The sequence below is a fragment of the Streptomyces himastatinicus ATCC 53653 genome (assembly GCF_000158915.1).
Classification (GTDB): Bacteria; Actinomycetota; Actinomycetes; order Streptomycetales; family Streptomycetaceae; genus Streptomyces; species Streptomyces himastatinicus.
The window spans coordinates 8,524,779-8,540,893 of the sequence record NZ_GG657754.1 but is presented as its reverse complement, the minus strand read 5'-3'; the positions used below and the strand labels follow the sequence as shown (position 1 = coordinate 8,540,893).

Sequence of the window (16,115 nt, the reverse complement as noted above, 5' to 3'; positions counted from 1 at the left end):
CCCTGACATGCCAGCAGCCAACTACACTCCCGACGATGCCTCTGACTAGGCCAGATAGCGAAACGCTGCTGGAGTACTAGTACTGCAACGGTGCTTGTTCTGATCGCTGGGCAGTTTTCAGGGGCTGTGGCCACGCCGTTTGTAGTGACTGAGGCGAGCTTGGTGTTGGCGCCTGCGGCGCCATGTCGACCAGTGCAGGATGTGACCGACCGGGGTGGGACGACGGTCGGTGAGCCGGGTGATCAGTCGTCGGATCTCGGCGAGGCTCAGGCGAACGAGCTGGGAGGATCCGTTTCTGCTTTCTCCGTGTCCAGCTGGCGAGCCCGCAGAACGGTGAGGCAGGCGTGGGCGGCCATGGCGAGGGTCATGTGACGGTGCCAGCCGGGATAGCGGCGGACCTGGTAGTCGTCCAGGCCGCACTCCTGCTTCGCCGTTTGGAAGCACTCCTCGACCGCCCATCGGCTGCCCGCGATGCGGATCAGCTCGTCCAGCGTGGTGTCGGCGGGACAGTAGGCGATGTAGTAGGAGATCTCCTCGGGCCTGCTCACGCTGCGGCGGGCGATCACCCAGTGCCGGCGGTCCTCGCGGTGCCAGGGCCTGACCTCGACACGGGCCCAGTCATAGATCCGCCGGCCGTGGGCTCCCTCACCGCAGGAGCGGCGTTTCCCCTTCTGCCGGGGCAGAGCGGGGAACAGGTCGTGGACGGGGTGGTCCAGTGCCCAGCGGGTGACCACGGTGTCGTGCCGCGTGGTGGCCATGACGTGGAAGACGTCGGCCTGCTCCAGTTCGAACCGCCAGCCCTTGCTGAAGCCGTAGGCGGCGTCCGCCGTCACCCAGCCGAACGGGATCTTCTCCGCGGTGGCCCGGCGGACCATCGCCTTGGCCATCGCCCCCTTCGTCTCGAAGGCGACGCTGTCCTCGATGCCCGCCCGCCGGCATCGCTCACGGTCATCCGTCCACGACGTGGGCAGGTACAGCCGTCGGTCGATCAGCGTGCGTCCGCGGCCAGTGGCGTAGGCGAGGAAGACCCCGATCTGGGAGTTCTCGGTGCGTCCCGCGGTGCCGGAGTACTGCCGCTGGACCCCGGCCGAACGGACACCCTTCTTCAAAAAGCCGGTGTCATCGACGATCAGAACGGCTTCACGGTCACCGAGGTGTTCCACGACGTAGTCCCGCACGTCATCCAGGACCTCGTCGGCGTCCCACTCGATCCGGTTCAGCAGCCGGTGGATGCGATCGGGACTGCCATGACCGGCCTCCTCCGCCAGCGTCCAGCCGTTCTTCCGCTCCAGCGGCGCGACCAGCCCCCGCATATACGCCAACGCCGACTCCCGCGGCTCCGACCTGTTGAACCGGTGCACAAACCGCTCATGCACCGCCTCGAGCTCACCCGCCCACAACCTGACATCAGCAAGGTCCCCACCCATAACCGCCTCAACGAGCCAACTGGCCACCAGTCACGGCAAGCACCGTTGCAGTACTACTGAGCTTTTCGTAAGTTCGGTGGGTGTGGTGTCTTCGTCGGTGAGAGGCTGTCCGGGTGGCTTATCGACCTTCGTCCTCCGTGGCCGGTTCTTCCGTTCCTCCTTTGTCGCGGCCGCAGTTGGCGGAGGCGCGTCGTGTTCGGGCGGTCGAGTTGTTCGAGGAGGGCGCCTCGAATGCAGAGATCGCGCGGGCGGTGGGCGTGTGTTCCGAGAGCGTGCGGCGGTGGCGGCGCGTGTGGGAGGAAGAAGGTGCTTCGGCCCTGCGTCGCCGTGCGGCCACCGGCCGCCCGCCGAAGCTGGACGACGACCAGGTCGAGACGGTCCGGGCCGCGTTGGAGCGGGGCGCCCGAGCCCATGGTTTCGAGGCCGATCTGTGGACCTTGGAACGGGTCGGCGTGGTGGTCGATCGGGTGACGGGGGTGTCGTTGTCGCGGGCTTCGGTGTGGCGGCTGTTGACCGGCCGGCTGGGGTGGAGCCTGCAGCGGCCCGAGCGTCGCGCCCGGGAGCGGGAGGAGTCCGAGATCGCCCGCTGGATCGCGCACGAGTGGCCGCGTATCAAAAAGGGGCGGTGAACACACGTGCCTGGATCGTGTTCCTCGACGAATCAGGCGTCTCGCTGCTGCCACAGGTCCGCCGCACCTATGCACCCCGCGGTCGCACACCTGTCCTGCGACACCGACTGAACTGGAAACGCGCGTCGATGGCCGCGGCCCTGGGCTACCACGCCGGCGACCCCGATCGCGGTCCCCGTCTGTGCTTTCACCTCAAGCCCGGAACCTACGACACTCCCGCCCTCATCGAGGTCCTGGAACAGGTGAAGGTCTTCTACCGCGGAGAACAGGTAGTCCTCGTCTGGGACCGTCTGTCCGCCCACTGGAGTCGGGCGATGCGAGCCTGGGTCGCCGAACAGGACTGGCTCACCCTGGAGCGATTACCCGCCTATGCACCGGAGTTGAACCCGGTGAAACTACTGTGGTCCTCGCTCAAGAAGCGCGAACTCGCCAACCTCGCCGGCGACCACCTCGCCGACGTTGCCGATGCCACCGAACAGGGCATCCACCGCATCAACCGCATCCAGCAACTGCCCTGGTCCTTCCTCGCCCACACCGGCCTGACCATCCACCCACCACACCCACCGAACTTACGAAAAGCTCAGTAGGGCGTGTTTCGAAAGTGCTGGTCACAGCCATTCGTTGATGGCCGCGACCAGCACGGTCGTCTCATAGCGGACGGCGAGCTTGTCGTACCTCGTCGCCACCGCGAAGAATGGCCGCATCACGGCCTGCCGATTCCCGGGGCCTCAGCAGGCCGAGTGACCTGCGACGTTAAAGGCCAAGCTCAGGAAGAAGGGAGCTCAGACCTCGCAGTGCAGCTACCTGGAAGTCACGCAGCTGGCTCCGGGGCTACTGGTGCCGTGGGAGAGCCTGTGCCTTCTGCGCCGAAAGAGTCTTGTAGACGGTACCGGCGAGGTCGGGCAGCGTGTCCCCTTCGCCAACGGCGCTGTTGACAGCAATGGCAATGATCATGCCAGTCTTCGGGAAGTACATGTGCAGCACCCGGTTTCCAAAAGTGGCCCCCTCATAGGCCCAGACCGTCCCGGCCACAGGATGGACGAACTTCACGACACCGAGCCCGAAACCAATGGGATCGTCGGCCGTGACGCTCTTGATGGGCTTACTCGTCTTCGCCGAGACCAGGGACTCCAGCTCGCGCTGCTGCGCTGAGGGCAGCAGTCGACCGCTGTACAGCGCCCTGTCCCAAGCCGTCATGTCTCTCAGTGAACTCACCAGGCCACCCGCCCCCTGCGCCCAGGACAGGCGGAGCCGAGGAAGTGACTTGTTGAGATGCTTCGGCAGGACGGAATGGGTGGAGTACGGCGTCGGCATGCGCGAGGCCGTGTCCGGAGGGCAGTCCGGGGGGAGGCAGGTGTCGTTCATTCCGAGAGGTTCGATGATGCGCTCGGCGAGCCGCTCATGGTAAGTATCGTGCGACGCTCGTTCGACAATCATCTGCGCGAGGAGGTAGTTCGTATTCGAGTACTCGTACTTCGCGGGACCCAGTGGCAGGCCCTCCACATAGGACATCAGGCGCTCCAGCGTGAAGCGCGTGGAGGGATTGGCGTCGAAATCCTTCAGGAACGCATTCTGCTCGGTGTAGCTGGGGATGCCGCTGGTCATCGACAGCAATTGCTTGATGGTGACATCGCGCCACGCCGGATACTGGGGAAGCCACTTTCCCAGCTTGTCCCGTATGGACAGCTTTCCTTCGGCCTCCAGTTGAAGCAGCAGCACGGACGTGAAGGCCTTGGCGTTGCTGCCTATCTGCCACAGCGCCTTGCTGTTCACCGGTCGACCACCGCCGTAGCGGGACGTCCCCGCATCGACCGAGATATCAGGTCGCTGATCGGCATAGGTCACCCGAAGGGAGACCGCTGAGAAATGATCCTTAGTGCCCTGAGCGTCCAGATATTTCTTGAGGTCACTTCGCAGTGACGCGGTGGCACTGCGAACGGATGGCTCCACCACTGCGTGCGCGACGGCCGGCCCACTTCCCGACACCATCATCCCCGAAACAATCGCCGCGGTGAACGTCGCCAGGGCCACGAGGCGCTTCCCTTGCTGACCACCCCGCCGACGAAGCCTGTACCTCATTGTCGCTATTCCTCCATCGAATCGAACAGAACTGGGAACGACGATCACGCTACGCAGTGGAGGCACGGCAGGTAATGGGGGTAACCCCCGCTTGGTAGTGGTGCCGACCCCCTGGGTGAGGCCAAGTACAGCTTCGAAGGCAGCCATCTGCCCGTCGGAAGAGGAGAGACCGCGACGGTCATTGACTCATCACTGAGGTGCGACAACTGACTCCTCAGAAGACATACTGAGGATTAATGCGTGATGTCGCCAGGGCCTATGGCGAGGCCGGTGCCGATGAGGCAGCCGGTGATGATGGTGGGCCGGTACTGGATCTGGCGTAGGCCCCGGCGGACTGCGGTGACCAGGTGCGTGTAATCGGCGAAGGCGATGTTGGCCAGGCTGGTGCGCCGCAGGCTGGACCAGATCCCCTCCACGGGGTTGAGGTCCGGTGCATAGGCCGGCAACTGGAACACCGTGAGCCAGTCCCGAGCCGTGATCCAGGCGCGCATCGCGCGACTGAGGTGCAGGCCGACGTTGTCCCAGACCAGCACGATCGGTCCGCCGAGCTGGGTGTGGGCGGCTGTGAGCAAGTCCCGTAAGTCCTTCCAGGAGAAGCCCTTACGACCGTCGGCCCTGCGCTTGCCGAGAATGTCATCCGCCCTGATCGGAGGCCTGCACCACGCCCCACAGTCACCGTCCTCGGTCGCTCGAGTCGGCGCTCTCGCGTAGTCGGTGGGCCACGCGTCATGATGATCGATCGTGCTACTGCGACTGGCCTACCTGGGTGTGACGAATGCGTTCGCGGTGTTGCGTCTGCTGCCGATGAGCGACCGGGACTAAGGATGCGGAGATTCTGGCCCTTCGACATCAGATCACGGTGCTCGAACGCCAACTCGGCAAGGAAAAAGTTCGGTTCAGCCCGAGCGATCGAGCCTTTCTGGCAGCGCTGCTGCACCGGCTGCCGTTGCCCGCCCTGCGGCGTGTGCGGCTGCTCGTGCGTCCTGATACGGTGCTGCGCTGGCATCGTGCCCTCGCCGCACGCCGCCATGCAGCCTTATCTCGACCCAAGCGACCTGGTCGACCTCGTACAGTGCGCTCCATCCGGATTCTGGCGCTGCGTCTGGCCAGGGAGAATCCGGACTGGGGGTACAGTCGTCTGCACGGCGAACTGCTCGCGCTGGGGGTGAAGGTGGCCGCATCGACCGTCTGGAAGATCCTGAAGGAAGCTGGCGTCGATCCAGCGCCCGACCGGAACTCCAGCACGTGGGCCGACTTCCTGCGCTCCCAAGCCGACGCCCTCCTGGCCTGCGACTTCTTTGAGACGGTCACCTTGTCCGGCGCGCGGATGTACGTACTCACGGTGATCGAACACAGCAGTCGCCGCATCCGGATCCTGGGCGCCACCGCACACCCGACCGCCTCCTGGATAACGCAAGCTGCGAAGAACCTGATCATGGATCTCGAGGACGTCGCCTGCCGGACGCGATTCATGATCCGCGATCGGGACGGGAAATTCCCCCAGCTGTTCGATGCCGTCCTCAAGGACGCGGAGATCGAAGTCGTCCTCACAGGCATCCAGATGCCGAGAATGAACTCGGTCATGGAGCGCTGGATACAGACCTGTCGCCGCGAGCTCCTGGACCGAACCTTGATCTGGAACCAACGCCACCTACTCCACGCCCTGCGAGAGTTCGAAGAGTTCTACAACTCCCACCGACCGCACCAGGGCATCGCGAACGCCCGACCACTACACCCACTGCCCACACCAATCGACGATCCCGACGAGCTAAGCCAGCTCGACATACGACGCCACGACCGCCTTGGCGGCATCCTCCACGAATACAGACATGCCGCGTGACCTGTACGGATGAGGTATTCGGCAAGCGCAACGTTCCGCCGCGGTCCAGTGGGTCGCCCAGCATGCCCAACCCGATGCCGGCTATCGGGGCGCGTACTTTAGCGGCTCGACCGTCGGCCTGCCGGACGATGCCGAGCTGCCGCCCTCCTCCGACGTCGACATCTTCGTCGTCACCGCCGTCGACAGCCCTGAAGGGTGTCAATATTCCGATCAGGCTGCTGAGCTGGGCGTTTCCTGGGGATGGTGAGGTGGTCGGGGTGGCGTGGTGTGGTACTCGTTGAGCAGTCCGCCGAGTATCTGCGTGCGCCTGACCGTGGCGGCGGGCAGGGGGATGATGTTCGGGTCGTCGTCTGGGGCACGTAGGTCGAGGCTGCGGTGAGCTCGTCCGGAGTTGTAGTGCTCGGTGTACCTGGTGAGGACCGTACTCAGGTGTCGTTCGCCGGTGATGAGGAATCTGTCGGTGCATGCGGCGCGGGCTGTGCGTATCCATCGTTCGGCGAACGCGTTGGACCGTGGGCTTTGCGGCGGAGTCGGGATGACGGCAGTGCCATTGCCTGCGAAGACAGCGTCGAAGGCGGTGGTGAACTTGCTGTCCCGGTCCCGGATGAAGAACCGGAAGCGCCCGGCTCTGCCCTCGAGGTCCATGAGCAGGTTGCGGGCGAGTTGCGTGACCCATGCGCCGGTCGGGTGGGCGGTGACGCCCAGGACGTGAACGCGCCGGGTGGCAATCTCCATGACGAAGAAGACGTAGAGACGTTTGAGGAAGACGGTCTCTACGTGCATGAAGTCGCAAGCCAGCAGCGTGTGGGCCTGGGCTCGGAGGAACGAGCGCCAGGTCTGCTGGGACGCGCGCTGCGGTGCGGGCGGTAGACCAGAGCGGCGCAGGACACGTCGGATCGTGGCGGCGGCAACCCTATGGCCGAGCCGTCGGAGCTCACCCTGGATTCTGACGTACCCCCAGGTCGGGCTCTCTCGCGCCAGGCGCTGGATGAGCGCCGCAGTTTCTTCCGACAGCGGTGGCCGGCCGGGGCCGGTTGGGGGTTGGCGCCACTTCCAGCGCACCAGACGGCGGTGCCAGTTCAGCAGGGTGCCCGGGGTGACCAGCCGATGACGGCGTAAGACGGGTGGCAGCTGGCGGGCGAGAGCGGAGAGCACGGCACGATCGGCCCATGACAGCCGCGGGCTCTCGATCTGCCGACGAAGCACGGCGACCTCATGGCGAAGCGCGAGGATCTCGGCGTTGTTCGCGGCGGTCGATCGGCCCACCAGGAGGAGGCAGCCCAAGAGTCGGCAGAAGATCAAGTAGAGCAGTCGCAGACCCACGATCACTGATCATGCCCATACTTGGACGATCGCAAAGCCCCAAGTCAACCACCGTACGCCAATAAAGACACCCTTCAGGCCTCGGCGCGGGCATCGAGCTGCATCAAACCACCACCGACTGCTCCCCGTAATATTCCAACCCCGTAAGATTTCGCGATCGGCCCAGTCCACCAGTGGTCTCGGGGCGCTGCGGCGCAGCACAGCACTCTCGTGGCCTAGCACGAGCAGCTCGACGTCTTTGGGATGGAAGAGCGGCTGTCCCGGACTCTCCGACCTGCACTTCTCCTCCATCGCCGGCAGTCTGAAAGCCGTCCTTCAGGCTATGGAGCCGTGCTCCGGGTGCGCCGGCGTCCACGGAGCGCCGTCACCTGGCAACGGCCCCCATACGAGCGCGCCCCGGTGGATGCCGGGTGTGGCCTCGGCCATCAACGGGCCGGTGCCCTGGGTTAAGGCTTCAGCCACGGAGTCCAGGAAATCGCTGAGGCATCCGTACCCGGGGGTGGTGAGCGGTGCCGACGACGGCTCACCGCTGTCCTGGCTGAATGTGGCGAGGCGGCCTTCGGCGTCGATTGCCAGGCCGCCCCACGGGGAGAGGGAGTAGTCGGTGACGGCGAAAGGAACCCAGAAACCCCAGAACTGATCGGTGTTTCCTTCGCCACCCCGGACTTGCGCGATCTCTTCAAGCGGCAGCAGATGGTGCTGGGCGAGAAACAAGCCCGGATCGTACTCGTCAGGGTCGCGGTCAAGGGCTGAGGCGTCGACCGTTCCGTTGCACACCAACAGCAGCGTCACCAAGTCGGCGGGCAGACCCATGCCCAACTCGTTCTCTGCGGATCGAACGTCTGCCACGGCAGCGCCCGGCCGTAAGGTGGCGTGCGAGGCAGGCGCGTGCACCGCCAGCCAGTCAGCGATGGCGGTCCAGGCGGGCAGAACGTCACTCATGGTGTCCTCCATTGGCGTAGACGAGAGGGAAGAGGGGCACGACTACCCGATGTCCACCGGGTAGTCGTGCCCCCGCATGCCGGACTACACAAGCCAGGCCATCAGAACCTTCACAGCTCAGCGGCCAGTCAGTTCATCTTGCACTTGACCTCAGCCTTGGACGGGTCGCAGTCCGCGAACCGGGGGTTGGCCGGGTCGACCCAGTACTCGTCGTAGTCCAGGAGCCGGAACTGCTTGGCGAAGCTTACGCCGAATGGCTGCATCGACTGTGTGTTGATGTAGTTCGACATCGACGACCGGCCGCACAGCGCCGGCCACTTGGGGTCGTCGTAGGTGGTGTCGTTGTACAGGTGCTCGCGAGTTCCGTCACCCTTCGCCACTACCGTCTGCACGCACTCCAGACCCGCGTAGTCAATGTTCTTGGCCGGGTTCAGGCCGCCGTTGGCGGCGGGGAATCCGGGAGACTCATACGTCGCCGCGAACGGGAACTCGTCACACGAGATCGGATCGGGCCTACCGTTGGGGGTCGCAATCGTGGCGGTGTCATTGTGCTTGCGGAACGCGCGCCCGCACACCGCCTTACGGTTACCCGGCTTGCCGTTGTCCAGCTTGTTCTCCGGCTCCTGGCCGGGGGCGTTGCGCGCCTTGGACGGCAGATAGTGCAGCGGCGTCAGCGGGGATTTGCCCAGCTTCTTCGCGTGCTTGTTCTGGATCAGCCAGATGTGTGCCGCCGCGCCCGGGAACGCCTCGGAGTTGATGGTGTACCCCGGCTTGTACGACGGGAGGACACACCCCGGGTCCTTGCCGGAGATCACCTTGTCGCAGCGGGCCATCACCGGCAATGACGGCCCCTCGTCCTGACCAGTCGAATCAGGGATACCTGGAATGGTCGTATCCCAGTCCATCCACCACCGCAGTGGAAGCTCCTTGGACAGGTCCTTGTCCTTGCTCCCAGAGGAGTTGTTGACGTTGCCGTTCCACTCGAAGTCGGCGACTCCGGTGATGATGTGCTGGTCTTGGTTGCCGCTCCACCGGGACCGCCCACCGTAGAAGTCCCAGTCCTGGGCCTGCTTGTTGCAGCCATCGGATTGGCACCACGACTGGACATCGAGCAGAATCATCCCGTTGGCTCCGCCGGGAAACGGCAGCTTGGGAGCAGGGATCGACCAATCCTTCGGGTCGATCTGCATCCACGTCCTTATCTTGTTACCTTCCGGGTCGGTCTTCACCATGTACAGCACGTCGAACATCTGCTGGTACACCTTCGGCGGCTGGGACGTCTTGTCCGTGACCTCAAAGCTCACCTGCATCGGCAGACACGCCTCGGTCCGCGTCATCTGCATCTCGATGTTCACCAGCGTCGGGTCACACCACGCCCCCTTGATGATCGGGTCCGGGTATTCGGGCAGTCGCACCTGCCGCCGCGCCGCCTTCGCTTCCGCCGGGCTGCGCTTCATCTCCGCCAGCGGCGTCAATGTCACCGTTGAACTGCTCTTCGGACCGGTGCTGCGGTACACCTTCGGCTTGCCGTCCCTGACCGTGCCGTCACGCTGTACGGTCGCCCAATCCCACGCGGGCTGTGGCTCATCGTGATACCCCGGCGCGGTCGCGCCGATGTTCGGCGTGGGAAGGTTGATGTCGATCTTCTTGGCGCGGCCCGTGTCGGTGCGCCTCGGCGAGGCGAACCCGTAGACGCGCGTCGCGCCCGTGTTGTCGGCCCGGTCCACTGACCGGACCTCCGCCTGAAGGTTGCCGTCCTGGGCAGGGGCGGCGTAGAACGATGCCTTGGCGGCGAAGCCGTTGTTGGTCGTCGGGGCGCGCTGCCACCCATCAGCACTGGTGTTACCGCTGTTTCCGTCGTCGTCGGTGTCGGCTGGCCCGATCCGGTACTCCACGTCGCGGGCGTCATCGACGCCGGTATCCACATCGAACCGGCCCTGTTCGCCCACGGCGCCGCCCGGCAGGTTCTCGGGGTACGTTTCCGACGCGACGCTCTTCGGCACACCGGGGGCGGTGGTGTCCACGACGAACTCCCGCCACGGCGAGAAGTTCAGGTTGTAGTGGGTGCCGTCGTAGGCGTTCGTGCGGAACTTGTAAGTCTTGCCGTCGACCAGTTGCCCGGCTGGCACCTTCACGCTTGCCCACTCGCCGGGCTTGACGAACTCGGAGACGATCAGGCCCTCTCCGGCCGGGGTGGTGATGGGCTTGTTCGTCGCCGCGTCATAGACCTGGAAGGTGCCGTTGACAGTGTCGCCGTCGGCATCCGAGAACTTGTCCCGCAGCGTGGGAGTGGTGGTGTTCACGGCCCATACCCCGGCGTAGGACTTGAACGGCGCGCCGGCCTGCTGCGCGGTGCCATCTCCGGGGCGGTAGTTCCAGGTGACGGTCAGCTTCGGCGGATTCGACGTGGCATTCGCGGAGTTGACGCGCTTCCACGCCTTGATGTCGTCCGTGGTGGCACGCAGACCCATGTGGCCCTTGCCGTCCTGGGCAGAGGCCCAGCTCTGCACGAGCGTGGTGACGTCCGCGCTGATCCAGCCATCCGGGGCGGCAGTGCAGGCAGGGTTGCCCTTGGTCTGGGTGGACGAATGGTACTGCTGCTGCCATGTCGGCTGCTTCGTCCACCGCGAGGCGGTGGAGGAGGCGGTGGTGTCCCAGATGGTCCACTCATACGCCTTGCAATCATCGTTGCCGGAGTGGAAGTTCCACAGGCTGACGTCCGCTTTCGTGACGAGCGCGTCCTTGAACGCCGCGGTGTTCCAGGTGATGAACGACCTGGCGGTGCGTGGCGTGCCATCGCTGTTGGTCGTGCCGGGGTTGCCGAAGTCCAGCTCGACGTCGGTGGACAGATCCCCGGCCTCGCCCTGCTGGACGTAGGTATCGAAGACGTTCGTCAGGTTCGCCGTCGAGGGGTCGACGGTGACCGGATACCGGGTGGCCGGGTCGGCCAGCCACGCCCTGTCGGGGGTGACGACGAGATCGACGTCGCCGTTGCCCTTGTCGACCACCTTCATGTCCACCGGGTGCCGGTTCTCGTGCTTGCCCGACGTCTTGTCCACGGCCGCGTCCCACATCACCGGAGCGGGCATCACGGCCCGCTCGGCGCCCGTCTTCGCGTCGGTGAAGAGAACGGAGCCGTCCTTCCGCGCAGCGGCTTTCAGACCCTTGGCTTTCAGCGGCATCGTGTAGCTGTAGGTACCGGCGGGGCGCTGGTCCAGCTTCACGTACTGCTCGAAGCCGGTGCGGGTGGCCTCGACGATGACATCGGCGCCGGGCAGCGCGTCCCTGTAGGTGGCGCGGGTGCCGTCCAGGTCGGGCTTGGGCAGGCCGCCCTTCCACTGCAGGATGACCTGCTCGTTGCCCTCCCCGAGGGTGACCAGATCGCGGGCCGTGGCCTCCTCGGCGGCCTTCAACGACTTCGCGGGCGTGCCGCCCCCGCCGCTGAGCTCCAGCCCGTTCGGGTGTGCTTTCGCCTTCACGCCGCCGTCCGCGGCCGTTGTCAGCCTGGCGTCCACGTCCACCCACCGGCCGTCTTGCTGCATGCGGGCCGGGCCGGAGGTGAGCTCGGAGGTGAGCGTGCCGTCGGCGTGCGCGTAGGTGACGGACGTCGCCGTGGTCTCGTCAGGGACGAGCGTCTTCTTCCCCGTACTCTTCGCCCGGGTCAGCGCCCAGGGGATGCCACCTTTGCTGTGCTTGGCCGCCCATGCGAAGTCGACTTCTCGGACATCGGCCTCGCTCGGCTCCGGAGCATGGCCAGGTGCCTTGCCAGTCACCGACGGGGTGGCATCTGCCGCCGGGACGATCACTACGGCCACGCCGCTGGTGGTCAGCAGAATCGTGCCTAAAGCCATGGACAGTCTGCGTCTTGTTCTGGATAACCCAGACAACCTGAAATGTCCCCCTCTACCTACTCCAAGTCACGGAGTGGGCTGATAGATCGAATGTTCGAACTATTACGTCGGGAACCTTTGTACGGCGACCACCGACAGGCAAGGGCCGCAAATTGGTGTGATCCGGCTGTAAGTCACAGATCAGATATGACTCTTGTGACGTTTACCCGAGGTTACGGCATAGATAAGCCAAGATCTGGCCTGTTTCTAGCAGTTCCTGTACGCGCCAACGAAGCCGCAACTGAGCGGCGATCAGCGAGGTCGGCTTGCCGCGCCCGGGTGGCGGCTTCGGTCGCCGTACGGTCGATGGACCGGCCGAGTTCGCCGGCGATGACGCTGACTGTGCCTCCGGAGCACTTGATACTGCGGGCGGCCAGAGCATCTTGCGGCGCGAAAGCCGAACGCTACTGAGGCGGCAGGGTCAACATGCCCCGGGCGGCCTGGCCGTCACTGACGGTACGGCCGGACCCACTGGCCTCACCATCAGAAGCGCACGGACCCGATCTGCGACCACCCAATGACCACCAACCGAAAAGGCCGCCCCCGCCTTCCGGAGGAAACGGCCTTCGACCTGCAATAACATCGTCGGGACGACAGGATTTGAACCTGCGCCCCCTTGACCCTCAGTATCCACGGGGGTGTTGTTCAGGTGCGCGCACATCGCGTGGTCCCAAACTGGTCCCAGGAGAGTCAAGACGTTTCGCACATGTCTGCCCGTATCTAACCACCCTCCACGAGCGGCTCTTGACGACCAGGCCGACCGGCCCGACGTACAACTCAGGGTCTGCAGAAACATCCCGTGGATGACCGATTGGGTGCGTGAGGAAAGGCTATGCGTTGAACCCTCCTCTGTTAGGTCAGTCGGTGGTCTCGGTCTTTTGCGCGGTGGGGTGCGGTTGGTGGGGCGCGGGATGGGTCAGCGGGATCTTCTGCGTGAGCTTGTCGCCTTCGACGTCGAGGTCGGGCAGTAGGCGGTCCAGCCGGGCGGGTAGCCACCAGGCTTTCTGCTGCGCGATTGCCATGGTGGCGGGGATGAGGGTCATGCGGATGACGAAGGCGTCGATGAGGATGCCGGCGGCCAGGGCGAAGCCGGCCTGTTTGATCATGGGCTGGGAGTTGAAGATGAATCCGGCGAAGACGGAGACCATGATGGTGGCCGCCGCGACGACGACGGAGCTGGCACGTGCGAATCCCGTGACGGTGGCGTTGAGCGGAGTGGCGCCGTGGACGTGGGCTTCCCGCATGGAGGTGACCAGGAACATCTGGTAGTCCATGGCAAGCCCGTACAGGACGCCGGTGATGATGATGGGCAGCAGGCTCACCACAGGGGCCCTGGCATCGAGTCCGATCAGGTCCTGGAACCAGCCCCACTGGAAGACAGCCGTGGTCAGGCCGAAGGTGGCGCCGATGGAAAGCAGGAAGCCGAGGGTGGCCATCACCGGGATCATCAGGGAGCGGAAAACCAGGAGCAGGACGATCAGGGAGAGCGCGAGCACGGTTGCCACGTAGATGGGCAGGACGTCGGCGAGCCGGTCGGAGACATCGATCGCGAGGGCGGTGAAGCCGGAGATACCGATGGTGACACCGTGCGCTTCGCCGATCTGTGCGCTCTTGTCCCGTATGGCGGTGACGAGGTCCTTGGTGGCGTCGTCGTTCGGGCCACTGCCGGGAATGAGGCTGAGGATGGCCGTGGTGCCGGTGCTGTTCATTCCGGCCAGGGACACCGAGGTCGAGCCCTTGATGCCTTTGATGCCGGAGGTGATTGCGGCGAGAGTTGCCGGGGTGAGGGGCTGTCCCTTGGCGGTAGAGGTGACGGCGACCATGAGCGGGCCGTTGTAGCCGGGCCCGTAGGCGTCGCTGACCAGCTCGTAGCTCTGTCGCTGCGCGGTGTCGGTGTTGTAGCTGGCCCCGGAGGGCAGGCCCATCTTCATGTCTGCGGCAGGCACGGCCAGGATCACGGGGATCAGGAGCGCGGACGCGAGGGCCGGGTACTTGTGGCGGATCAGGCGCGCTGCCCAGCGACTTGCCCGAGCGTGGTCGGCGGAAGCCTTCTGTTGCCGCACCCTGTTCCGGGTCCGGGCGGGAGCGATGCGTTCCTGGATCAGCCCCAGCAGCGCCGGCAGCAAGGTCAGGGCGAGCAGGACGGCCAGGGCGATCGTGGCAGCCGCCACGATCGCCATCGTGCTGAGCAGGGTGATCCTGACGACCAGGAGCCCCATCAAGGCGATGATGACAGTGCAGCCGGCGAAGAAGACCGCGCTCCCGGCTGTGCCGACGGCGCGGCTGGTCGCTTCGCGCGAGTCCAGGCCATCCTCCAGGATCAGCCGGCGTTCCCTATTGACGATGAACAGGGCGTAGTCGATACCGACGGCCAGTCCCAGCATCAGAGCCAGGACCGCGGTGAGCGAGTGGATTTCGAAGACGGCGGAGAGAGTGAAGGCTCCCCCCACCCCCACCGTGACACCGACCAGGGCGATGACCAGGGGTAGCCCCGCCGCCACGACCGACCCCAGGGTGACCAGCAGGACGATGGCCGCGACGACGACACCCACGATCTCTCCGATGCCGACGATCTCGGGGATCTCCATCATCGCCGCGGACGGCAGGACTTCGAGGCCGCCATGTGCGGCCTGACGCTCGGCGGCCTTGACGGTGCTGTCGATCGTCCCGGAGGGAAGCTCGTAGGTCTGTTCGTCGAATTGGAACTGCATCAGTGCTGTCGAGCCATCGGCGGAGACAGTGACCCCCGGCACCGGTCGGCCGTCCACCTGTAACGGGACGGGCGCCTTGCCGGAGGACGGCCGTCCGGCAGCCTGAGCCACCGCCGCCTGGCCCCGTATCAGTGGGCTGTTCTTCCCCTGGGCGGCTTGCTGAGCCATGACCTTCCGGGCGTCGATGACGTGGTCGTGACGGTAGACGGCATCCACTGCCGAGGCCAGAGCGGCCTGGACCTTCGCGTCGTCGATCCGGGCACCGTCCGGCGCCCTGAAGGCCAGCATGCCCTGCCCGCCGGACGCCTCCGGCAGGGACTTGGCCAGTTCGTCGATGACCTTCTGGGACGGGGTGCCGTCGATACGGACCTCGTTGCTGAGCTTGACCGGGTTGGCCAGGAGGAGGCCCGCCACGGCCGTCACCACGGCCATCCAACCCCCGATGACGTACCAGGGTTTGCCGTAGGCGAACCTTCCCAGCCGGTACAGCAGAACGGACACAGCTCTCTCCCTCTTCCGTGCGTCGAGACCACACCAGACGCGAAGTAATAGTCTCCTATCAAAGTGATAGGACACTATCAAAGCGGGGGAGGATAGCCTTCATCGCAGAGCAGGGAGGAGCTGTCGATGGCAACTACGAAGGACCGCGCCCGCCGACGCAGGGTCGACGCGCGCACCAGCGCCGAGCGCATCACCGCTGCCGGACGGACCGTCCTCGCCACCGGCGAGGCATCCCTGGAGCAGATCGCGGCCGAGGCCGGCGTGGGCATCGCCACCCTCTACCGCCACTTCCCCAACCGGGAGGCGATCGTCCGGGCCGTCCTCGACGACATCCTCGAGACGGACCTTCTGCCCTGCATCGACCGTGCCGCCGATGCCCCCCACCCGCGCCGGTCCCTCCAGGACATCGCCACGCACTTGCTCGACCTGATCACCGAGGAACGGGGGCTGGTCACCTTCGCCAGCAATTTCACCGACGTGGCCGTGGAGGCTCTCCAGCGCCTCAGCCACTCTCTCCACCCCTTGTTGCTGCGCGCGCAGCAACAGAAGGAGATCCGCTCCGACCTCACCGCGGAAGACATCCCGCGTTTCCTCGTCATGGCGGTCGCCGGTCTCGCCCTCCCCGGTACCGCGCCCTCTCTGCGGGCCCGCTTCATCGCCCTGCTCTTCGACTCGCTCAACCCCGCCAACGCAACCCCCCTGCCCCCGCTGCTTGCCGGGGAGGACGACCTGCGTGCCGCGGTCAGTAACGTCGCACGCTCGTAATCCACCAG

General features: G+C 65.4%; 9 protein-coding genes and 2 pseudogenes. 4 read left to right on the top strand and 7 right to left on the bottom strand.

The genetic code is table 11. The annotated features are described in order from the left end of the window. Positions 1-266: 266 nt before the first annotated feature. Entirely contained in the window at positions 267-1,427 is a 1,161-nt protein-coding gene (locus SSOG_RS36590) for an IS701 family transposase (protein ID WP_039939524.1), read from the bottom strand. 137 nt (positions 1,428-1,564) lie between these two features. Here SSOG_RS36590 and SSOG_RS36585 point away from each other — a divergent pair, with 137 nt between their 5' ends. Both SSOG_RS36585 and SSOG_RS36580 read left to right on the top strand, forming a co-directional pair. Beyond that, positions 1,565-2,056 (top strand): winged helix-turn-helix domain-containing protein, encoded by a 492-nt coding sequence (locus SSOG_RS36585; protein ID WP_167542529.1) that lies wholly within the window; start codon positions 1,565-1,567, stop codon positions 2,054-2,056. After that, positions 2,053-2,643, top strand: coding sequence for a transposase (locus tag SSOG_RS36580; protein WP_039939521.1), 591 nt, complete (start codon positions 2,053-2,055; stop codon positions 2,641-2,643). The genes SSOG_RS36585 and SSOG_RS36580 overlap by 4 nt, the downstream gene beginning before the upstream one ends. 244 nt (positions 2,644-2,887) lie before the next feature. On the opposite strand, the gene SSOG_RS36575 is transcribed toward SSOG_RS36580, so the two are convergent. Together SSOG_RS36575 and SSOG_RS36570 are read right to left on the bottom strand one after the other, a co-directional pair. Beyond that, positions 2,888-4,087 (bottom strand): serine hydrolase domain-containing protein, encoded by a 1,200-nt coding sequence (locus SSOG_RS36575; RefSeq protein ID WP_039939520.1) that lies wholly within the window; start codon positions 4,085-4,087, stop codon positions 2,888-2,890. A 281-nt stretch (positions 4,088-4,368) separates the two neighbouring features. Then, positions 4,369-4,752, bottom strand: a pseudogene (locus tag SSOG_RS36570) (transposase); the annotation flags it as partial. 124 nt (positions 4,753-4,876) lie between these two features. Here SSOG_RS36570 and SSOG_RS36565 point away from each other — a divergent pair. Next, positions 4,877-5,975, top strand: a pseudogene (locus SSOG_RS36565) (integrase core domain-containing protein). 210 nt (positions 5,976-6,185) lie between these two features. Here SSOG_RS36565 and SSOG_RS36560 read toward each other — a convergent pair. The 4 genes from SSOG_RS36560 to SSOG_RS36545 form a co-directional block, all read right to left on the bottom strand. Then, positions 6,186-7,298 (bottom strand): integrase core domain-containing protein, encoded by a 1,113-nt coding sequence (locus tag SSOG_RS36560; RefSeq protein WP_039942277.1) that lies wholly within the window; start codon positions 7,296-7,298, stop codon positions 6,186-6,188. A gap of 315 nt (positions 7,299-7,613) precedes the next feature. After that, entirely contained in the window at positions 7,614-8,240 is a 627-nt protein-coding gene (locus SSOG_RS47085) for an SMI1/KNR4 family protein (protein ID WP_154686016.1), read from the bottom strand. A gap of 128 nt (positions 8,241-8,368) precedes the next feature. Beyond that, positions 8,369-12,091 (bottom strand): DNRLRE domain-containing protein, encoded by a 3,723-nt coding sequence (locus SSOG_RS36550; RefSeq protein WP_009719305.1) that lies wholly within the window; start codon positions 12,089-12,091, stop codon positions 8,369-8,371. A gap of 896 nt (positions 12,092-12,987) precedes the next feature. Beyond that, positions 12,988-15,417, bottom strand: coding sequence for an MMPL family transporter (locus SSOG_RS36545; protein WP_245606450.1), 2,430 nt, complete (start codon positions 15,415-15,417; stop codon positions 12,988-12,990). A gap of 51 nt (positions 15,418-15,468) precedes the next feature. On the opposite strand from SSOG_RS36545, the gene SSOG_RS36540 reads away from it, so the two are divergent. After that, positions 15,469-16,107, top strand: a complete 639-nt coding sequence (locus SSOG_RS36540) for a TetR/AcrR family transcriptional regulator (protein WP_009719303.1) — start codon at positions 15,469-15,471, stop codon at positions 16,105-16,107. Positions 16,108-16,115 lie beyond the last annotated feature (8 nt).